Origin of the sequence: Paenibacillus cucumis (ex Kampfer et al. 2016), assembly GCF_019748695.1 — a bacterium.
GTDB classification, from domain to species: Bacteria; Bacillota; Bacilli; order Paenibacillales; family Paenibacillaceae; genus Paenibacillus; species Paenibacillus polysaccharolyticus.
Genome location: NZ_JACLIC010000002.1, coordinates 264,534 through 284,660 on the forward strand (window position 1 = coordinate 264,534; position 20,127 = coordinate 284,660).

Consider the following 20,127-nt stretch of genomic DNA (forward strand, 5'->3'; position numbering starts at 1 on the left):
GGTTAATAGACCGAGAGCAGGCAAAAATCAATACGGGAGGTACAGGATGACTAAACATATTACAGATTGCACAATTCTGAACAACGGAGTGACAATGCCATGGCTTGGAATCGGGACTTATAAGGCAAAGGGTAAAGAAGTACAACAGGCGGTAGAGACCGCTCTGGAAGTAGGGTATCGCAGCATTGATACCGCGTCCGTTTATGGCAATGAGGAGGAAGTGGGACAAGCCATTGCGAGTAGTGGTGTAGCCCGTAACGAACTATTCGTAACGACGAAGCTCTGGAATGATGATCAAGGTTATGATTCGACGCTTAGAGCGTTCGAAGCCAGCCAGAAGAAACTTGGTTTAAATGTCATTGACCTATATTTGATTCACTGGCCAGGCCGGGATCAATATAAAGAGACGTGGAGAGCTTTTGAACGTCTGTATAGCGAAGGAAGTGTGCGTGCGATCGGTGTAAGTAATTTTCAGGTACATCATCTGCGCGATCTTATAGATGAAGGTGGTACGGTGCCTGCGGTCAATCAGGTGGAACTACATCCGGGACTGATTCAGCAGGAACTGCAGGACTTCTGCGGGGCCCAAGGCATTCAACTTGAGGCATGGAGTCCCATCATGAAAGGGAAGTTAAATCAGGAATCTACCTTGAAGGGATTGGCTCAGAAATACGGCAAAACACCGGCTCAGATTATTCTACGCTGGGATATCCAGAATCAGATTGTGACGATTCCTAAATCGGTGACACCTGAGCGGATTCGCGAGAACGCAGATATCTTTGATTTTGAACTGACACCAGATGAGTTGAGACAGATTGATGCGCTCGATTCGGACAAACGGACAGGACCACATCCGGATCAGCTATTCTGGGATTGAGGACGAAGCTCATTTTCCGGTTAAATAAGTATGAACGTTGGTGGGAGCTATGGGGGGCGTTGGTGGAAGCTCCGGTGACGAATCGTTTTTTTGATCGCTGTTGTTTTCGAATTTCCTCGATTGAAATTTTTTAAAGGTTGAAATTCGAAAACAAAGGCGAACGCTCCGCTTCTACAGAATCGATTTCGCCCCCTCCGCAGCAACGTTGGACAGGAGAGTCACTTGGAAAAGGAGCTTCGGAGTGCGAGGGCAGTGACAAAACGGAGGGCTTCGCTTCTCCGTTTTGTTCTGATTTTAACTTTTCTGATATGAAGAGGAAGACACCTGCAGTAAACATAAAAAAAGAAGCAGCAAGATCACGAGCTTAGCCATGATCTGCTGCTTCTTTTTTTATGTTAGTTAGAAGGTTTGTTCTGAGGAACCTCGCAACCTTCTTCTGTGCAAACACCGTTACGATCTGATGCGGCATCGTTCGATTCAACAATGGTGAACGGGGAACGTTCATCCCATGCTTTTTGGAGAGCATCTAGGAAGACATCGTCGGGCTGTGCTCCGGAAACGGCAAATTTACGATCGAGAACGAAGAATGGAACACCCCGGATGCCGAGCTGTGCGCCTTCTGCCTGATCAGCACGTACGTTCTCGGTATATTGGTCGCTAGACAGAACGGCAACCGCAGCTTCGCGATCCAAACCAACCTCCTGGGCGAGATCAGCGAGCACTTGAGGATCACCAACATGTTTGCCTTCAATAAAGATGGCGTGGAACAAACGCTCACTCAGATCAAGGGCTTTACCTTGAGTATCTGCCCAGTGAGTCAGACGATGAGCAGCGAAGGAGTTTGTTGGGATCATGGCATCAATATTATATTCGAGCCCTGCTGTGCGAGCATTGGCATTCATCTGTGCATTCATCCCGCGAGCTTGTTCCTCACTGATGTTGTACTTGGAAGTCAGATAATCTACATTCGTTTTTCCGCTGTTCACTTCTGCGTTAGGATCGAGCTCAAAGCTTTTAAATTGCAACTTTACTTCATCCCGATGCGGGAATTTTTCCAGCACGTTTTCCAGACGGCGTTTGCCGATATAACAGAAAGGGCACATGAAATCAGACCATACTTCAATATTCATTGGTTTAAAACCTCCATTATGTTCCTAATTGAAACTAATATAGTTACAATTATAAAGTGACTTTCAAATTTTCGCAAGTTATTCGAATTTAATCGTTCGAGTAAGCTTTTGTCCAATGGTTTGGTTGAAGCTCATTTAATGTTTTGAAAATAAGTTGTCCGGACGGATCGTATACAGCTGCTTTGACGTCCCCTCCCCAATAAAAAAGGCGTTCCTGGCAGATTCCGCAAGGTGTAAGCACTTTGAATCCGGTATTTTCGTCATCGCGCGCTACGCAGAGAGAGTGGGTTACCCGCTCATTTAATTTATGAGCTTCCAGATAAGCGCCTGTTTCCATGCAAAGATGCACCGCATCGTTGATGACCTCTGGAGCTACGCTGATGAGCAGAGAACCGGCGTCGGTATATACAGCGCCCGCCCCACCCCAACCTTGGGGGTACCGCTCTTTAACAAAATCGGTAGCAGCATCAAAGAGTTTTTGTTCAATTTCGTGTGTTTGGATGTTAGATGTCATAAGATGAGGCTCCTTTATAATAGAGTATGTCTAATATTAATTTCGTTTTTCTGTACCTGATTATTTTACCGAAGAACTCTCGGTTTCGTTTGCCGGACGTTCCTTCTCCTCACGGAATTGACGTATCAGATCGTAGGTAATGATCGTATCAGACACATGCAGACGTTTTGAGGCTGTTTCAAAACCAACCTTGCAGGCGTTAATATCCGTCTTTTCGTGAGTGGATTGGTCGTAACAGGCTCCGTTGGCATAAAGATAATCATCCGAGGGAATATAGAATACTTTACCGTCTGTAAACGAACCGTTGCGTAGCACTACCGTGCGTTCCGTGTCGTTGTACACATTGTTTCCCATGTGATAATAGGATTCATCCGATATCCCGAGCAAATGTAGCACCGATGGTGTAATATCCAGCTGCCCTGACGGTTTATCAAAGGTACCGGCTTCAGCTCCGTCAGGTAAATGTACCAGCAGTGGAACTTCGTTCATGATCTGTGCCATATCAAGGTCGTTTAGCCCACGGCCTAGAAACTTCTCATATTGAGCTTTGTCGTTAATCGAGTTGTCATGGTCACCGTAGAACATGAAGATAGTCTTGTCCCATAGTCCACGATTCTTCAGATCCTCCACCATACCACCGAGTGCGGCATCCACATAGTGAACAGACTGCAGATAATTTCCGAACATGGTGCCCTGGAATTCACCCACATCCAGCTGTTGTTTCTCTTTAGGCAGAGAGGCGTAGGGATGATGGCTGCTAAGTGTGATGAGGAATGAATAAAAGGGTTCCTTCACCTCATTACTCATTTTCTCCACGGACTGCCGGAAAAAAGATACATCCGACAAAGACCAGCCAAGCGGGTCATCTTCTATGAAATCATTTTTGCTGTAAAACTTGTCGTATTTCATATTCTGATACATCGTATATCGGTTCCAGAACCCGCTCTCGTAGGCGTGGAATACGTTGGTGCTATAGCCATGCTCCTTCAAAATGGAAGGTAACGAATCGTACATATGATCTGCGTATCGCACAAATGCTGAACCTACAGGAAGAGGGTGCAGAGAGATGTTGGCGCCGAAGTCGGCATCTGACGTTCTGCCCTGTCCAGTCTGGTGATAAAAGTGGCTGTAATACTGGCTTTCTTTCATCAGTTCATTGAAGTGGGGGGTGATTTCCTGCCCGCCAATGCTTTGTCCAATCATAAAATTCATAAAAGCTTCACCTTGCACGATAATGACGTTGCTATCTTTATATTTTCCGTATAAGGGCTGGCTGGTCTGTCCTGCATTCGACTTTTGTCGATCATCAAAATAAGCTTTAACTTGCTGGATATCGGCCGGATCAGCTTCGGGGCCGGAACCCATATTATTTTTGACATAAGAGTACGTATCATAGCCGTGAAAAGCGAGCAATCCGGTTACGTTGTACATGGATACATTCCACCAATTGTTATCAAACAGCCCCTTGGCCCAGGTTTTGCTGTAATAATATATAGGGCCGGCGCCAAGACCCAATCCCAGAATGAGCGCTGTGACACCTGCCAATAGACGGCGACGGAGACGCTTTTTATGAGATATGGAAGAAGTGAAGGAGTAACCGCTATAACTACCGTTAGAACTGCTTGTGTACATCCCTGACGGTTGACCTGAGCGATAACGTCTGCTGAACAGCATTAAGGCTGCACACGGAATAACAATGAACAAATCGGCAAAAAACCATATATCGCGGGTATAGATTAAAGTGGCAATGCTATCGCCAAGTGCGTCTACCTGTCGTGCCTGTAAGAGCACAGGAATGGTAAGGAAATCCTGAAAGTAGCGATAATAGACCATATCCGCATAGATGAGTGCAGTAAGAAACAAGTGAAGGATCGTAAGTGCAGCAATCATGCCCCTGCGAGGCAGCCACCAGACCCAGAAGGACAGAAGCAACAATGATCCAACTGCAATCACTTTGTCAAGCAGTCCCATGGTAATGTTATACGCGTTCAGATTGTGATGCAGGAACATCAGCTTAAGCAGGATCAGTATCGTGAAAATAACATATAGCGTCAATGGGTGACGCAGAAGCATGGGCGTTCTGGAACTTCGCATAGGCTGAGTGAAAACCATAATGTTTCCCCCTTTTTTTATGTAGTTGTTCATGATTCGAGAAGCTATGGATTAAATATGTCGTTTATTTTGTTAACGGAATGTAAAAACAGGGCTTCATATATTATAGCGTGACCGCTTCGCATTTCAACTATGCTCATCTTCATACTCGCATGTCATACAGGCCCTTCTTATAAGGTATGAAGTCCTGCTTTTGTTGGCTGGTCGGTGATCAAACAAAAGAAAAACGCTCCAACCGTAAAGGTCAGAGCGTTTCTTAACCATAAGTGTCTTTAAGCTTGCGGTGTTTTGTTGCGTGGCGGCAATGGCCCCAAATATTGATAGTACTGAGTTTCAATCCGTCCGTTGAACAGTTTGCGACGCTTGTCCGCTTTGTGTCCGAAATACTCTTCAAATGCTTTGGTGGAGGTTATGGCAAAAAACGACCACGTTGGCATATCCAGATAAGAGCGACCGAGGGAACGAAGTAGCTTCTGCACTTCTTTTTCTTCACTCAGACGTTCGCCATATGGAGGGTTGGTAATAATAACTCCATATTCTCCTTGAGGTCTGGCCCGGTGTGCTGGCAGCACGCTGACTTCGATATCTTTGGCAAAGCCCGCACTTTTGATCGCCGCTTGCGCAACCTCAATCGCTTCTGGGTCGATGTCGCTACCTGAAATCTGCAGAGGCACATCATCACGCACGGCATCAAATGCCTCCTCACGTGCCTGTTCCCACAGTTCAGCAGGAATCACGTCCCAGTTCTCGGAGTTAAAAGTACGACGAAGTCCTGGTGCGATATTCCATCCAATCATGGCTGCTTCAATCAGCATGGTGCCAGAACCGCAGCATGGATCGTAGAACGGGCGGGAAACATTCCAGCGACTAAGCTGAATCAGAGCAGCTGCCAGTGTTTCTTTCAGTGGCGCTTCTGTAACTAGTTTACGGTATCCGCGTTTATGAAGTCCTGGGCCTGTTGTGTCCAGTGTAATCAGAGCGCGGTCATTCAAGAGAATGACTTCGACCACATAACGTGCTCCATCTTCGGGGAACCATTCGGTGTGATGCGTCAGCTTCAGTTTTTCAACAATTGCCTTTTTGACAATACCTTGTGAAGCTGGTACGCTACTTAGTTGTGATTTCTGTGATCGTCCTTCAACCGGGAATTCACCATCTGCCGGAATCCATTCTTCCCAAGGCAGTGCTTTGGTACCCTCAAACAATTCGTCAAATGTAGTTGCGGGGAATTCCCCCATGTTGACCAGCACGCGGTCCGAACTTCTCAGCCACAGGTTACAGCGACAAATATCAATGTAATCTCCTGTGAAAAATACGCGGCCATTATCGACCTTGGCATCCTCATACCCCAACTGTTTCAGTTCCCGGGCTACAACAGCCTCAAGTCCCATCGCGGAGGTTGCAATCAATTGCAATCGAGCCATATGAATTCATTCAACTCCATTTCGAGCCGCAGCAGGCTTAAGCCTCTCGCGGCCAATATAGTAACGGTGCGGCCTTGCCGCTTCCCGTGAAAAAACTTACAATGAGTAATGCGGCTTAACCGCAAAAACTTCAATGCAGGTAATGCAGCGTTCAATAATCTGTGTTGGATAACAAACATTCATTATAAAACATTGGCATCCATATGAAAAGCTATCCAGGGTATTTTAGAGAAAGCCACCTGGGGGCATTGATATGGAAAGTAGTCCAAATGTGCAAGGAGGAACTTCGTGGTGAATCTGACCCCGGACGAATATGTAAATCAATTATTTCAAGAGGATGAGCTCTTGATAAAAGTAAAAGAGGCCATTCGGGCAAATGGCATGCCGGAGGTTTCGGTGGCTGCGGCGTATGGACGCTTGCTCACCTTTCTGGCCAAAACCTCTAAAGCTGAAGCTGTGCTCGAAATCGGTGTGCTCGGCGGTTACAGCGGCATCTGCCTTGCTCGTGGGCTGAGCGAAGGGGGGAGTCTGACTTCCCTTGAGCTGAAAGAAGAATACGCGGATATGGCTCGCGGACATTTGGAGGAAGGTGGTTTCGGCAGTCAAGTCGAGTACCGGATCGGGCCTGCGGCAGATAGCCTGGAGCAACTGGCGCAGGAAGGACGTACCTTTGATTTCTTCTTTATTGACGCAGATAAGGAAAACTATCCGGTTTATCTGGATTATGCAATTCGCCTTGCGCGTCCGGGTGCAGTCATTGTAGGTGACAACTGTTTCCTGCGCGGTCGCACGCTTAATCCGGACAAGCAAGGCCCGGCCGTGCTTGCTGTGCGTCGTTTCAACGAGCAGATGGCAAATGACCCACGTCTGGTTACAACCATGCTTCCGGACTATGACGGTTTGGCACTGGCTTGGGTGAAATAGGTCATTCGAAACTCCGTTGAAAGCTCGCTTGAAAGCTAAGTTAAATGTCAAACTATACCGTAGTGACATGTAGTTTTAATTTATGCTTTTTGCATGTGTCGTACAATTCACTTGAGATGATCGGTTTCAGTAGTTGTACATGTGCCAGCATGAAGAAGTGGTGCCCGCCGATTTTGCCCGGATCAAGAACAAGTTTGGAAATCACTTTGACAAGTTTACGTGGTGTCTGGTGCACCGAAGCGGCAATGACCGCTTTTCGTCCGTATTCCGACCTTTCATAATCGAAGCAATCCACTTGTTTCAGGAGATGTGCGATCCAGTATGTCTTTTCAACTGGGCGGTCATTATGATAACGGACAACGGCGGGAATAAACTGCACGTTCGTTCCGGTTTCTTCCAATAGCGTTTTGAAAGCGTTCGATACAACACGGGTACCTGTAACGGTTTCGAAATAGTCTACCTTCAAGCTACGTACCGATGAAAAAAGTTCGACCTCGGCCTTTGTATCATCAGGCAACGGATAATCTATAGCCGAATAATTGGTATCCATTTCGGGAGTGAAGGTTGTGCCGCCACTGATGAATCCGGTGCGGGGATACTGAGATTCGAGAAAATAGTAATCCATAAGTGTTATGTTCCTTTCCGAATGTAAGCTATTATTCATTATAAAGGCTAGTAGGACGGGAAAAAAGGCCAAAGCAGAAAGAACCTCTGCTTTGGCCTTTTCAATTACATCTGGTAATTATTTTTCACTGACTTATACTTCAGGGGTGCCGTATGTTTCAAACCATTTTTTAATCGTATCAAAATCATCGCTGAAAGACAGTCCGAGCATTAAAAGAATCCGTGCTTGCTGTGGACTGAGGTTATCCCCTGCGATAATACCTTTGCCACCTCCATACACGCTGCCTGAACCAGTTCGGGTTGTCGTGACGAAAATAACGCCTTCCTCAATAGCCTTTGTACGGGCTTGACCCATTGCCCTGGAGATTCCGCCTGCCCCTGTACCTGAGGTGACAATGCCTTTCACTCCACTCTTCACAAATCCTTCAATCGCTCCACCGCCCGCTTCTTGATACGAGATGGCGATCTCAACTTTGGCAAGATCGGCTTTGGTAATTTTGCTAAGATCAAATGCAGGTTTCGCTGTGCCTTCCGGTTTCATCGCGCGAGCAGGAGCCCGGTAGATCCGGATATTCTCTTCATCAATATAACCCACAGCTCCAAGCATTGGTGTTTCAAAGGTATCTGTGCGGTAGTCATTGGTCTTGGTTACCCCGCGTGCAAGCTGGATGGTATCATTCAGCATCAGGACGGTGCCGAAAGATTTCGTGCGACCGCTGCCAGCCAGCTTAATGGCATTGTACAGATTCGCTTGGGCATCAGAGCCGATTACTGTCCATGGTCGCATCGATCCCGTGATAATAACGGGTTTATCGCTTTGTACGGTCATATCAAGGAAATAAGCGATTTCCTCCATCGTATCTGTACCTGTTGTTACCACGACGCTGTCATACTGAGCTAACGCCTTATCTACCGTTTGAGACAAGTCGTACAAATCAGACATCGTATAGGAGCCTGAACCGGAATTGCCGAATTGAAGTGTGCTCACATCCGCAATTTTCTGTTTGTCCGGCAAATCTTTGACCATATCAGCAATAAGAAGTGTACCAGCCTTATAGTTCTGGAAGCTGGTTGCGTCTTCCGATTGTCCTGCAATCGTTCCGCCTGTTCCGATCACAAGCACATTAGGAAGTGGGGATTGTTTGGAAGCTTCAGGAACTGCGGGGATGGTGGTATTGCGTGTAGGCGTGGCTGGGGTGCTCTGAACCGTGCCGACCGTGCCTTTAACCTCTACTGTAGCTGCCTGAGCGGCATAAGTTCCGATCGGGGACAGGGATAGAGTTAATGCGGTAAATGCCGCGGTACTCCATACGGCCCAAGGGCGAAGGTTAGATGGTTTTTTCATGCTGACACACTCCTTCAAGTGGTTTTTGTGTGAGGTATTCTCTTTTTTTTATGTAAGTAGATTGAGATAATATTATTTAATGTTAGGTAATATAACAAATGTTGTATTGTGCAGGAATAACGTTTACAATCGATGTTTTTGATAGATAAATAGATGTTTAATAGAAAAAATGGCTGAATTTAAATTTTTAGTTGAAAGGGAGGTATGAGAAGATTGGAGGGATAACATTATTTCAATGTTATTTTAATTAACATAACTATCTTTCGACACTACAAGGGTAGTTGGTAGCATACGTTGGGACGAGAGGCTTATTTATGCTGAAATAGTTGGAATCACTATCCAGTTGTGGTTATAATGGATATGAACCTTATATGTAAATAAATATATATTATTGATTGGAGGAAACACGATGAAACAAGCACCCCGAAAATATGCCAACTACATTCCTATTCGGGAATTGCACAACAAGGAGCGACAACTATCTCCCTTCCAGGTGTATGCAGAACTTCGTGAGAACACTCCAGTCCGATATGATGAGCATCGTGAATGCTGGGATGTGTTTCGGTACGAAGATGTGCAGTATGTGTTAAAAAATCCGAAGCTGTTCTCTTCTGAACGTAACCGTGCCGGCACCAGCATGTTAACGACAGATCCACCGAAGCATAAGCAACTTCGCGATTTGGTCAATCAGGCGTTTACGCCCAAGGCGATAGAAGCTCTTGCACCACGGATTCAGGAAATTACGGATGAGCTGCTGGCTCCACATTTGTCGGGTGGAAGGATGAACCTGATTGATGATCTTGCAACGCCACTCCCCGTCATCGTTATTGCAGAACTGATTGGTGTTCCGGCTACAGATCGGCGTGAATTCAAAGAGTGGTCTGATGTGCTAGTGAAGGGTGCGCGTGATGATAGTGAAGAAGCTTTTCAAGAGTTGGAGAAGGAAAAGTTGAAGAATATCCAGGAGTTATATGCCTATTTCACAGACATTATGGAACAGCGTCGTTTAAAGCCTCAGGACGATCTTATCTCTTTGCTACTAGATGCTGAGATTGAGGGTGAGAAGTTAACGGAGGAAGAAGTGGTCAATTTTTGCATTCTCCTGCTGGCTGCAGGGAATGAGACAACAACCAATTTGATTGCAAATGCAGTGCGCGTTCTCTCTGAACAACCCGAACTGCAAGAAGAGTTGCGTGAGCATCCGGACAAGGTGGCCAGTGCCGTAGAAGAGACATTACGTTATTATCCGCCGATTGTAGCCATTGGACGTGTTGCGAGGGAAGATATAGAACTAGGAGGCAAGGCGATCAAGGCAGGTCAACAGGTTATATCCTGGGTGGGGGCTGCCAATCGTGACGGTGCCCAGTTTGAACAGGCAGATCAATTCGTATCCGATCGTAAGCCGAACCGACATATGGGATTTGGGTTCGGAATTCATTTCTGCTTGGGTGCGCCGCTGGCACGTTTGGAAGCGAGAGTTGTTCTTCACACGCTTCTCCAGCGTATGGAGCAGATACAGCTAGTTCCTCAAACGGCCTTGGAGCCGATTCAAAGCGCTTTTGTATTTGGTGTGAAGGAGTATCCGATTCAATTCAACGAACGACGAGTGTAATAGAAAAGCCGCTCTCAGGCCAGTCATGGCACTGAAGCGGCTTTTGCTGTTTATTTCCGTTGGGAAATTTAAGTTGTCTTCGATTCTTTAATGCGGACAGGTGTTTTGTAAAGTTTGAATCGAACCCATACCATATTGAGTAATAGTAGGCCGCCGGATACGATAAACAGGCCCTCAATACCGATGAAACCAGCGAGGAATCCGCCAATGACTGCGCCCAGCATATTACCGAGAGCAAGTGTGCTTGTGTTAAAGCTGAATGCCCGGCTGATCATGCTATCTGGCGAATACCCCCTAATTAGCGCATTTACACTTGGAAGCAAGCCGCCCATAAATATCCCCATCATAAAGCGAACAAGAATGAGTTGCCACACCGTTTGCACAAAAGCTTGCGGAATAAGCATGAGTCCGGTTCCGATCAGTGAAAAAGTGAGGACGCGGTGTGACCCGATCCGGTCACTGAGTTTTCCGAGTACCGGAGACATCGCCATATTGGATATCCCTGTAACTGCACCAACCATACCTGCCCAGAAGGCCACGTCAACTGCAGTTCCATGCAGTTTTTGTACATATATAGGCAAGAGCGACATCGGACTGATCATCGCAAATTGCAACAGGAACGTCACAGCGAAGAGTGCAGGTAGCTGAGGTGATTTGCTAAGCTCCTTCAATCCGGATAATACCGATTGATCTGGCAATTTTGCAGCTTTTTCACGGTCGAACGTCTCTCTTACGAGGAACATTGCAAGCATGGAAGCTGCAAAGATGAGCCCGCCTGTAATGTAGAAAATAGGACGGAACCCCACCGCATCTGCAAGCAATCCGCCAATAAGTGGACCCAAAATCGTACCTGCCACCTGACCGGACTGGCTGATCCCCATCGCAAATCCCATACGATCCTTCGGCGTTGTGCCTGAGATCAGAGCAACAGCTGCAGGGTTGAAGCCGGAGATGGTTCCGTTCAGCAACCGTAATAAGAGAAGTTGCCAAGGGTTTTGCGCGAGACCCATCAATGCGATAACAACAGCCATACCGAAACCGGAGCGAAGCAACATAATTTTACGTCCGTATTTATCCGACAACTTGCCCCAGAGCGGCTGAAACAAAAAAGAGGTGAGGAAATTGGCTGCAAAAATAAATCCGGCCCATATTCCAATTTCGTGCTCACCTACAACGCCCAGATCTCTGGCAAGGAACAGCGATAGAAAAGGCGTAATCATGGTCATGCCTGCATTGACCAGAAATTGTCCAAACCAAAGCACAATGAGGTTGACTTTCCACGTTTTCAAAGTGCTTTCACTTCCTTTCAAAGATTTTTCTGTAACTCTCAAAAAAAGCGATTCTTTTAGTATATCACAAATGGCATATCCATGAGGGGTGTAACGAATGTCATAGTATTGTCACTTGGAACACATCCCCATATGGTTGTTACGGCTGTTTAAAAAGGGCATAATGGTAGTTATGAGTCCAAAAACTATTGGAGGCTTCTTACATGAGCTATAATGATCGACTGATTCGGGCAAGTTTCAAACAGCAGGTTGACCGTGTGCCGGTATGGTATATGCGTCAGGCTGGACGTTACGATCCTGAATATCGCAAAATTAAAGAAAAGTACTCCTTGCTTGAAATATGTCAGCAACCTGAGCTGGCGGCTGAAGTTACACTCATGCCTGTACGTAAACTGGGTGTGGATGCGGCTATTTTGTATTCCGATATTATGAATCCGGTTGCTTCACTTGGCATTGATTTTGACATTGTGAAAAATATAGGTCCGGTGATTGATAACCCCATTCGTTCGGCTGCCGATGTAGATCGTCTGCGTCCCATTGACGTGGAAGGGGACTTGTCTCACATTCTGGAAACCATTCGCATTCTGGACAAGGAACTTGACGTTCCGCTAATTACATTTGCAGGGGCTCCGTTTACGATTGCAAGTTATCTGATCGAAGGTCAACCTTCCAAAGGATATATTCGAACCAAAACGATGATGTACAGTGAGCCGGAAGTGTGGCACAAACTGATGCAGAAGCTTGGCGATATGGTCATTACATATATTCGTGCTCATATCGCGAATGGCGGTAAGGCATTTCAGTTGTTTGACAGCTGGGTAGGGGCACTCTCTCCCAAAGATTTCAAAACGTATGTGCTGCCAACGATTACTCGTATCTTTACCGAATTATCCGATTTGAATGTACCGAAAATCTATTTCCCTGGAGTGGCCTCAGGTGAGTTGCTACCAACCTTGCAGGATTTGCAGGCGAATGTCATCGGACTGGACTGGAGAGTTTCCATATCCGAAGGACGTAGGCGCTTGGGCGGTAAATTTGCGGTGCAGGGTAATCTGGATCCGTACATTCTGACTGCGCCAATGGAGTTAATTAAAGAACAGGCGAAAGTCATCATAGATGAAGGGATCAAGGACCCGGGTTATATTTTCAATCTGGGACATGGTTTGTTCCCTGAAGCTTCTCTTGATAAATTAAAAGAACTGACAGCATATATTCATGAATATTCAACAGAAGCTTTGAAGACGGGAGTGACGGTAAGTAATGACTAATACTGTAGGCGTACTGGTGATGTCATATGGCACACCTGAAAATATGGAAAGTGTTGAGGCGTATTACACGCATATCCGCAGAGGGCGTCCGCCTGAGCCGGAACAACTGAAAGAGCTGACAGATCGCTATGAAGCAATTGTTGGCGGTGTTTTCCCGCTACGTGAGAACACGGATAACCAGGTGAAAAACCTTCAGGAGACGTTGCAAAAGGATGAGCGTCGCGGCGAGGTTGAATTCCGCTGTTATCAAGGATTGAAACACGCTTATCCTTTTATTGAGGATGGGGTGGAACAGATGGCGAAAGATGGAATTCATAAGGCCATTGGCATTGTGCTTGCACCTCATTTCTCCACGATGAGTGTGGGCAGTTACATCAAACGTGCACGAGAAAAAGCCGAAGAACTTGGTATCCAGATGTCCTTCATCGAAAGTTATCATTTGCATCCGAAGCTCATTCAGGCTCTTTCCGCGCGAGTAAGTGCCAAGCTTGATGCATTTGAGGAAGCGGGTGCGAAGCGTGGAGATGTGAAAGTGCTATTCAGTGCTCACAGTCTGCCTGCCCGCATTGTTGACATGGGAGATCCTTATCCGAATCAATTGCTGGAAACTTCCGAGGCCATCGCTTCTCGAGTGGGGATTGCGAACTGGCAGTTCACTTGGCAAAGCGCTGGACGAACTGCTGAGCCTTGGCTCGGCCCAGACATCCTGGACACACTCCAGGAGCTTTCGCGCGAACAAGTGGAAGATGTACTTGTGGCTCCAATTGGCTTTGTTTCAGATCATCTGGAAGTGTTGTATGATCTCGACATTGAAGCCAAAGCGATTGCTAAAGAAATGGACATGCGATTGATGCGCATCGATTCGCTTAATAGTGACCCGTTGTATATGGAGACATTGAGCGACTCTATTATTAGCCAATGGCAGCAAAGGTCTGATAACTAATGGAAGACAAGAAAAGACGTATTGTTATTGTCGGCGGGGGCCTGACGGGCCTCAGCGCGGCATTTTATATCCGCAAGCATTACAGGGAAGCTGGTTTTGAACCTGCGATTACCTTGCTTGAGAAGAGTTCGTCTATGGGCGGCATGATCGAAACGTTGCATCGGGACGGATTTGTAATCGAGAAAGGTCCTGACTCTTTCCTGGCTCGCAAAACAGCGATGATTGATCTGGCAAAGGAACTGGAGATGGATCATGAACTCGTCAGCCAAAACCCGGAGTCGAAGAAAACATATATTATGCAGCGTGGTAAGCTTCATCCCATGCCAGCCGGTCTGGTGTTAGGCATCCCGACAGAACTGAAACCTTTTCTGAGAAGTGGGCTGGTCTCTCCGGCAGGCAAGTTGCGAGCACTGATGGATTTTATAATTCCGCCTAAACGTACAACAGAGGATGAATCTCTCGGTTATATGATTGAGCGCAGGCTTGGCCCGGAAGTGCTGGAAAACCTGACTGAGCCGCTTCTGGCGGGCATATATGCAGGAGATATGCGAAAGCTCAGCCTACAAGCAACCTTCCCGCAGTTCGGAGAGGTGGAGCGGGATTATGGCAGCTTAATCCGAGGCATGATGACAGGACGCAAGCCGACCGAGACACATACAGGCACCAAACGGAGTGCGTTTCTGAACTTCCGTCAGGGGTTGCAAAGTCTTGTGCATGCGCTTGTCCATGAGCTTCATGATGTGGATCAGCGTTTGAATACAGCCGCCCAATCCTTGGAGCGTGTGGATGCACAGAACGCCAGATATCGGGTTGAACTCGATAACGGACAATTTCTGGAAGCCGATGACGTTGTAATCACCGTGCCGACCTATGTGGCTTCTGGGCTTCTAAAACCGCATGTGGACACATCGGCGCTGGATGCAATCAATTATGTATCTGTTGCTAACGTCGTTCTGGCTTTTGAGAAAAAAGAAGTGGAACATGTCTTCGACGGTTCAGGGTTCCTGGTGCCACGAAAAGAAGGACGTAATATTACGGCCTGCACGTGGACATCTACCAAGTGGCTTCATACCAGCCCGGACGACAAAGTCTTGCTTCGTTGTTATGTTGGCCGCTCTGGAGACGAACAGAATGTGGAGCTTCCCGATGAGGCACTTACGGAGCTAGTCATGAAAGATCTGAGAGAAACGATGGGTATTGAAGCAACTCCGATCTTCTCCGAGATTACTAGATTGCGTAAATCGATGCCACAGTATCCTGTCGGCCATCTTCAGCATCTCACTAACCTTCGTAAAGAGCTTGGAGAAAAAATTCCGGGTGTTTATATTGCAGGGGCTGGTTATGAGGGTGTGGGGTTACCGGACTGTATCAGACAAGCGAAAGAAATGTCCATACAGGCCTCGGCACAGCTGACTTCAACGAACTAAAAGTATGAATTATAGATCCGCCGTCTCCAATGTAGCAACATCTACAGAAGGGACGGCCTTTTTTTTATAGGATGTACATCCAGAATATGCTTGATATAATGGTATGCATATGGATTTATTGTTAAGAAGAGGAGTTGCTTATGTATCCCCCAAGATCACAGCGAAGCTCAGAAAAGAAAAAAGTAAGACGTACCCGTAATACAAAAATCAGGATTGTAAATGTAATATTAATTGTAGCCATTGGTCTTATCGCCTTATATTACCTCTTAAACACACGTGAACAACAACCATCCCAGCCTGCTAATTCAGAGGTCGTGCAACAGGAGCGACCTTCAGGAGCGGACGATAAGGGTGGGGATGCATTGAACCAGCCCGAGTCTGATGCTGATTCAGTTGAAGTACCGGATAAAGATGCAGCTTCGGTAGAGGGGAAGCCAAATGCAGAGCCAGATGATGCTGTAGATAACTCGGGATCTGGTATCAATGAAACTTCAGGGGCAGGCGGTGATAAGCCGACAACGGGAACAAAACCTGCCACTACTGGAAAAGGAGCCTCGGATAAGGCAGATAGCAATAAGGGAACCTCAACATCTGATTCATCTAAGGATGTCACCATTCATTTTGTCGGCGATATTCAATTTTCCGGAAAAGTTGCAGAATTGCTGGAAAAGAACGGATATGATTACCCCTTTGCCAAGCTTGGCTCTATGTTTCAGAATGACGATCTAACGATTGGTAATTTGGAGACCCCGGTGACCCATGGTGGTACGGGCGCTGCGGATAAAACCTATGTTTACAAATCCTCCCCTAAAGCGTTGCAGGCGATGTCTGCAGCGGGGTTTGACGCCGTTAATCTGGCAAACAATCACATTCTGGATCAAGGTGTGGAAGGGCTGGTCGATACGTTAACGTATCTTAATGATTACGGTATCGCACATGCTGGCGCGGGTATGAATGGTACCGAGGCTTATGAACCTGCCTATTTTGAGCGCAAAGGCATGAAAATTGCCTTGCTTGGGTTCAGTCGGGTTGTTCCTGTGGCTAGCTGGAAGGCAGACGGGAATCGGGCAGGCGTAGCGGAAGCGTATGACTCCACAAGAGCGATCGCAGCCATTCAGTCGGCCCGTAAGAAGGCTGATCTGGTTATCGTCGTTGCGCATTGGGGGGAAGAGCGTGTAAGTACCCCGAATGCCGATCAAACGAGGCTTGCGCACGAATTTGTGGATGCGGGAGCCGATCTGATTATTGGCGGTCATCCTCATGTTTTACAGGGGCTTGAGTACTATAAAGGCAAATGGATTGCATATAGTACGGGGAATTTTATTTTTACGAAATCGACGAATGAAGAAACGTGGAAAACAGCTGTCTTTCAGGCGCGTTGCAGTCGCGAAGCGGTGTGTAGTATGAAGGTGATTCCATATGAGGCTGCTCTTGGGCAGGCTGTTCCAATGCTTGATGAGGCTAACCGACTTCTACTGGAGCAGATGGCTAAGATGTCATCAGGCATTCGAGTGAACGCAGATGGAACTGTAGTGCCCAACTAAGTAGCGTTTTGCTGAGGAGAGATGATGATGAACAATCTGTGTGTAGCCCATCGTGGATTTTCTTCCATTGCACCAGAGAACACGATGGCCGCATTTAATATGGCGATGGAAAGACCGGAAGTCCAGTGGATGGAACTGGATGTGCAACTATCCCGGGACGGCGTGCCTGTGGTGATCCATGATTTTACATTGGAGCGAACGACGAATGGTAAGGGTCGAGTGAAGGATACCGATTGGTCTGTATTGAAACAACTGGATGCAGGATCATGGAAAGGTAAGAACTACACGGGGGAGCGTATACCTTCCTTGAGCGAACTCTTGGATCGTTCCTGTGGCAAAGTTCGATTAAACATCGAATTGAAAACACAAGGAGACATGTATCCGGGTCTGCCTGCAGCGGTGATTCACGAAATTAGAAAAAGGCATATGCAGCATGATGTTGTCATCACATCGTTTGAGCCGGCCGCACTGGTAGAAGTAAAAAAGCTTGCGCCTGAATTAGAAACGGGTCTCATCATTGATGCCAAACCCGGCGATCTGCTTGTAGCATTGAAACAAATGCATTGCACGTTCCTCTCCATCGGATACACCAATGTAGACAAAGCGTTAATGAACGAGATGAATGCTGCCGGCATTCGAGTGATGGCGTGGACAGTGGATGACAAGGCAAGTATGAAAAAGCTGGCTACCATCGACCCGGATGTGATGATATGTACGAATCGTCCTGATGTTTGGGAAGATGCATTTAAGGAGACGAGTAGCCGCTTTTTCAGATCTTAATTGTAAGGCTGTAATCGAACTAATACACGAAGCAATGAACGAAGTAATTAATCCAGTAAAGGTGGTTGCAACTCTATGTTGACGAATATTCGCAATGTGTATTGTGTAGGACGAAATTATAAGCTTCATGCGGAGGAACTGGGTAATGCCGTTCCAGATGAACCGATGATTTTTATGAAGCCTTCTCATGCGGTTGTGCCATTGAATGGAGAAAGTTTAGAATTGCCAGCTTCTAAAGGCGAAGTTCATTATGAGGCTGAATTGGTCATTCGCATTGGTCAGGATTACAAGCCGGGAGTGCGTGTCGATGAACTGGTCGATGCCTATGCTTTTGGTATTGATTTTACGTTGCGTGATGTGCAGACCGTGATTAAGAAAAAAGGACACCCGTGGACGGCCGCCAAAGGGTTTAAAAACTCCGCACCCATCACACCCTTTCAGACATTTCCTGGAGCAGTAGCACTACTCGAAAAAGATTTCACCTTGACGAAGAACGGCATTCAGGTTCAGCGCGGCAATATCGTCAACATGATCTTCAGTTTACAAGATATTGTAGATTATGTAGGTCATCATTATGGCCTGGGGCCGGGAGATATTATTTTTACAGGTACACCTGAAGGAGTAGGTGCTGCGCAGCCTGGAGATGTGCTTGAGCTGGCGTGGGCGGATGAATCATTAGGAGCATGTACGATCAAGGCAGCGGAGTAATTGAATCAACGCTATAATCCATAAGGTTTATGCCACCGAGCGCAAACAGAATCAAAATAGATCCGTGTTAACAGGAGGAGTGTGATTATGCGCTCCTTTTTTGCGTTGCGCTGCCTTGAAGTTTTTATAGATTGAAATGAAACGGGAACTAGATATATGTTTTGTTAGCACTCTCTGTGAGCAATTCTGCAATTTCCAGGGACTGAAGAGCGTGCTGCTCAGAACTGATATTTCCGCTAGCAAGGCGCTCATCCAGCTGTGACTGAAGCTGTTTAATCTGAATGGCAATGGCCTTAGCAAAATCGCCTCCGCTACCCTCTGCAATTGTTCGTAGTGAATGTCCCTGATACAGTTTCTCCGCCAGCTCCTCTTCTGAAGCCTGGTTCAGTGCACTAAGCAAATCATCATCTTCATTCTCATTGCTGTTCTCCAGATCGACAATAGACCATTTGGGTTCGGGAATGGGGGAGATGGTAGATTTACTCCATGCAGAACCAGCGAAAGACATTGTAACAATCATTGTGCCTAGAATAAAAACTCTTTTCATATTCATCGTTATTATGCTCCTTGTTTTGTGTTGTTGTGTATGAACTGAATCGAAGTAGTTCAGTTAATTTTGTTGTTTGAGCTAGATCAATTGTAACTCGGAAACCTGAAGTAAAACTTAAAAATAAATAAGGTTTTATCTAGCCGCATGTTCAGTTTCTGCTTTGGCGTAAAACCGTGGTATAATTAACTTTCAAAAATATATAAACGTCATGTGCAAGGTATTGATGTCACATGCAGGAGAGCTTATGGATTGGATTATTGGCGCTGTGTGCGCTTCTCTGGTAGCGGGGGCCGCTTATGCAAAGAAATCGCTAACCCTGTCTGGATGCCTTGCTGCAATTCTGATGGGTACAATATATTACGGGGCAGGCAATCTGTTCTGGTTTGGCACACTGCTTTTATTTTTTATCACGTCAACACTGCTTTCCAGGTTTCGCAAAGATCGCAAGCAGGAGATGGAGAAGTCTTATGCCAAGACAGGTAATCGGGATGCCGGGCAAGTGATGGCCAATGGCGGTATAGGTATGCTGTTATGTCTGGCAAACTGGATCATGCCGCATCCAGCGTGGTTGTATGCTTTTATCGGAGTTATGGCAACGGTCACCTCGGATACATGGGCAACCGAAATCGGAAGTCTCAGTCGCAAGCCCCCTCGCTCTATACTCACATGGAAGGTGTTAACCCCCGGAGCCTCGGGAGGCGTTTCTATGTTAGGGAGTTCAGCGGCTGCGCTCGGCGGTATTGTAATTGGTACAGGGGCATTTGCTTTTGCGTCGATTAGCGGATTGGAGCAAACAGGCTGGTTTGGCTGGACTCTGGTTGGACTGATCGGTGGGCTAGCGGGAGCGTTCGCTGATTCCTATCTCGGTGCAACCGTGCAAAAGATGTATCGTTGCACAGTATGTGGCCGAGAGGTTGAAGTTCATGAACATTGTGGTCAGCCAACAATACAGGCTCGGGGCTGGACCTGGATGAGTAATGATCTGGTCAATGTGCTCAGTTCTGTGATTGGTGCATGTATAGCTATAGGATTAGGTAGCCTTTTGGCGTTGTAGGG

Annotated in this window: 18 protein-coding genes; 10 read left to right on the plus strand and 8 right to left on the minus strand. The window is 46.7% G+C overall.

The window, feature by feature from the left end; translation table 11 throughout:
- Positions 1-46: 46 nt before the first annotated feature.
- Positions 47-877 (plus strand): aldo/keto reductase, encoded by an 831-nt coding sequence (locus tag H7T88_RS01110; protein ID WP_154958103.1) that lies wholly within the window; start codon positions 47-49, stop codon positions 875-877.
- 395 nt (positions 878-1,272) lie between these two features.
- Here H7T88_RS01110 and H7T88_RS01115 read toward each other — a convergent pair whose 3' ends face one another.
- From H7T88_RS01115 to H7T88_RS01130, 4 genes are all read right to left on the minus strand, one after another.
- A complete protein-coding gene (locus H7T88_RS01115; RefSeq protein ID WP_154958102.1) occupies positions 1,273-2,007 on the minus strand; it encodes a DsbA family oxidoreductase in 735 nt (244 codons plus the stop codon).
- A gap of 88 nt (positions 2,008-2,095) precedes the next feature.
- Complete coding sequence (locus H7T88_RS01120; RefSeq protein ID WP_221786509.1) at positions 2,096-2,521, minus strand: cytidine deaminase; 426 nt, start codon at positions 2,519-2,521, stop codon at positions 2,096-2,098.
- Between the two features lie 60 nt (positions 2,522-2,581).
- Positions 2,582-4,633: an LTA synthase family protein gene (locus H7T88_RS01125; RefSeq protein ID WP_221786510.1), complete on the minus strand. Its 2,052-nt coding sequence runs from the start codon at positions 4,631-4,633 to the stop codon at positions 2,582-2,584.
- Between the two features lie 272 nt (positions 4,634-4,905).
- Complete coding sequence (locus H7T88_RS01130; RefSeq protein ID WP_090920483.1) at positions 4,906-6,057, minus strand: THUMP domain-containing class I SAM-dependent RNA methyltransferase; 1,152 nt, start codon at positions 6,055-6,057, stop codon at positions 4,906-4,908.
- A gap of 291 nt (positions 6,058-6,348) precedes the next feature.
- Here H7T88_RS01130 and H7T88_RS01135 point away from each other — a divergent pair, with 291 nt between their 5' ends.
- Complete coding sequence (locus H7T88_RS01135; protein ID WP_221786551.1) at positions 6,349-6,981, plus strand: O-methyltransferase; 633 nt, start codon at positions 6,349-6,351, stop codon at positions 6,979-6,981.
- Positions 6,982-7,033: 52 nt separating this feature from the next.
- Here the strand turns inward: H7T88_RS01135 and H7T88_RS01140 are convergent, their stop codons facing one another.
- Both H7T88_RS01140 and H7T88_RS01145 read right to left on the minus strand, forming a co-directional pair.
- The gene (locus H7T88_RS01140) at positions 7,034-7,606 is read right to left on the minus strand and encodes an imm11 family protein (RefSeq protein WP_221786511.1); all 573 of its coding nucleotides are present in this window, start codon (positions 7,604-7,606) and stop codon (positions 7,034-7,036) included.
- A 132-nt stretch (positions 7,607-7,738) separates the two neighbouring features.
- Entirely contained in the window at positions 7,739-8,950 is a 1,212-nt protein-coding gene (locus H7T88_RS01145) for an asparaginase (RefSeq protein WP_221786512.1), read from the minus strand.
- A gap of 409 nt (positions 8,951-9,359) precedes the next feature.
- Here H7T88_RS01145 and H7T88_RS01150 point away from each other — a divergent pair, with 409 nt between their 5' ends.
- Positions 9,360-10,562, plus strand: coding sequence for a cytochrome P450 (locus tag H7T88_RS01150; protein ID WP_221786513.1), 1,203 nt, complete (start codon positions 9,360-9,362; stop codon positions 10,560-10,562).
- A 68-nt stretch (positions 10,563-10,630) separates the two neighbouring features.
- Here the strand turns inward: H7T88_RS01150 and H7T88_RS01155 are convergent, their stop codons facing one another.
- Complete coding sequence (locus tag H7T88_RS01155; RefSeq protein ID WP_154886605.1) at positions 10,631-11,851, minus strand: MFS transporter; 1,221 nt, start codon at positions 11,849-11,851, stop codon at positions 10,631-10,633.
- Between the two features lie 203 nt (positions 11,852-12,054).
- On the opposite strand from H7T88_RS01155, the gene hemE reads away from it, so the two are divergent.
- From hemE to H7T88_RS01185, 6 genes are all read left to right on the plus strand, one after another.
- The gene (gene hemE, locus H7T88_RS01160; protein ID WP_090924707.1) at positions 12,055-13,119 is read left to right on the plus strand and encodes a uroporphyrinogen decarboxylase; all 1,065 of its coding nucleotides are present in this window, start codon (positions 12,055-12,057) and stop codon (positions 13,117-13,119) included.
- Entirely contained in the window at positions 13,112-14,062 is a 951-nt protein-coding gene (hemH, locus tag H7T88_RS01165) for a ferrochelatase (protein ID WP_221786514.1), read from the plus strand. Before hemE ends, hemH begins: the two co-directional genes overlap by 8 nt.
- Entirely contained in the window at positions 14,062-15,489 is a 1,428-nt protein-coding gene (hemY, locus tag H7T88_RS01170) for a protoporphyrinogen oxidase (protein WP_221786515.1), read from the plus strand. Before hemH ends, hemY begins: the two co-directional genes overlap by 1 nt.
- 140 nt (positions 15,490-15,629) lie before the next feature.
- Complete coding sequence (locus tag H7T88_RS01175; protein ID WP_221786516.1) at positions 15,630-17,033, plus strand: CapA family protein; 1,404 nt, start codon at positions 15,630-15,632, stop codon at positions 17,031-17,033.
- A 27-nt stretch (positions 17,034-17,060) separates the two neighbouring features.
- On the plus strand, positions 17,061-17,813 hold the full coding sequence (locus tag H7T88_RS01180; RefSeq protein ID WP_221786552.1) for a glycerophosphodiester phosphodiesterase: 753 nt from the start codon (positions 17,061-17,063) through the stop codon (positions 17,811-17,813).
- A 75-nt stretch (positions 17,814-17,888) separates the two neighbouring features.
- On the plus strand, positions 17,889-18,521 hold the full coding sequence (locus H7T88_RS01185) for a fumarylacetoacetate hydrolase family protein (protein WP_221786517.1): 633 nt from the start codon (positions 17,889-17,891) through the stop codon (positions 18,519-18,521).
- Positions 18,522-18,669: 148 nt separating this feature from the next.
- Here the strand turns inward: H7T88_RS01185 and H7T88_RS01190 are convergent, their stop codons facing one another.
- Complete coding sequence (locus H7T88_RS01190) at positions 18,670-19,074, minus strand: hypothetical protein (protein ID WP_221786518.1); 405 nt, start codon at positions 19,072-19,074, stop codon at positions 18,670-18,672.
- Between the two features lie 241 nt (positions 19,075-19,315).
- Here H7T88_RS01190 and H7T88_RS01195 point away from each other — a divergent pair, with 241 nt between their 5' ends.
- Positions 19,316-20,125, plus strand: coding sequence for a DUF92 domain-containing protein (locus tag H7T88_RS01195; protein ID WP_154984010.1), 810 nt, complete (start codon positions 19,316-19,318; stop codon positions 20,123-20,125).
- Positions 20,126-20,127 lie beyond the last annotated feature (2 nt).

What these genes read in the sequence shown, in the direction of transcription:
- H7T88_RS01195 (WP_154984010.1), top strand. Translation starts at nt 19,316, where the DNA reads ATGGATTGGATTATTGGCGCTGTGTGCGCTTCTCTGGTAGCGGGGGCC.
- H7T88_RS01130 (WP_090920483.1), bottom strand. Translation starts at nt 6,057, where the DNA reads ATGGCTCGATTGCAATTGATTGCAACCTCCGCGATGGGACTTGAGGCT.
- H7T88_RS01125 (WP_221786510.1), bottom strand. Translation starts at nt 4,633, where the DNA reads ATGGTTTTCACTCAGCCTATGCGAAGTTCCAGAACGCCCATGCTTCTG.
- H7T88_RS01145 (WP_221786512.1), bottom strand. Translation starts at nt 8,950, where the DNA reads ATGAAAAAACCATCTAACCTTCGCCCTTGGGCCGTATGGAGTACCGCG.
- H7T88_RS01140 (WP_221786511.1), bottom strand. Translation starts at nt 7,606, where the DNA reads ATGGATTACTATTTTCTCGAATCTCAGTATCCCCGCACCGGATTCATC.
- H7T88_RS01110 (WP_154958103.1), top strand. Translation starts at nt 47, where the DNA reads ATGACTAAACATATTACAGATTGCACAATTCTGAACAACGGAGTGACA.
- H7T88_RS01190 (WP_221786518.1), bottom strand. Translation starts at nt 19,074, where the DNA reads ATGAATATGAAAAGAGTTTTTATTCTAGGCACAATGATTGTTACAATG.
- H7T88_RS01180 (WP_221786552.1), top strand. Translation starts at nt 17,061, where the DNA reads ATGAACAATCTGTGTGTAGCCCATCGTGGATTTTCTTCCATTGCACCA.
- H7T88_RS01175 (WP_221786516.1), top strand. Translation starts at nt 15,630, where the DNA reads ATGTATCCCCCAAGATCACAGCGAAGCTCAGAAAAGAAAAAAGTAAGA.
- H7T88_RS01120 (WP_221786509.1), bottom strand. Translation starts at nt 2,521, where the DNA reads ATGACATCTAACATCCAAACACACGAAATTGAACAAAAACTCTTTGAT.
- hemY (WP_221786515.1), top strand. Translation starts at nt 14,062, where the DNA reads ATGGAAGACAAGAAAAGACGTATTGTTATTGTCGGCGGGGGCCTGACG.
- hemE (WP_090924707.1), top strand. Translation starts at nt 12,055, where the DNA reads ATGAGCTATAATGATCGACTGATTCGGGCAAGTTTCAAACAGCAGGTT.
- H7T88_RS01115 (WP_154958102.1), bottom strand. Translation starts at nt 2,007, where the DNA reads ATGAATATTGAAGTATGGTCTGATTTCATGTGCCCTTTCTGTTATATC.
- hemH (WP_221786514.1), top strand. Translation starts at nt 13,112, where the DNA reads ATGACTAATACTGTAGGCGTACTGGTGATGTCATATGGCACACCTGAA.
- H7T88_RS01185 (WP_221786517.1), top strand. Translation starts at nt 17,889, where the DNA reads ATGTTGACGAATATTCGCAATGTGTATTGTGTAGGACGAAATTATAAG.
- H7T88_RS01150 (WP_221786513.1), top strand. Translation starts at nt 9,360, where the DNA reads ATGAAACAAGCACCCCGAAAATATGCCAACTACATTCCTATTCGGGAA.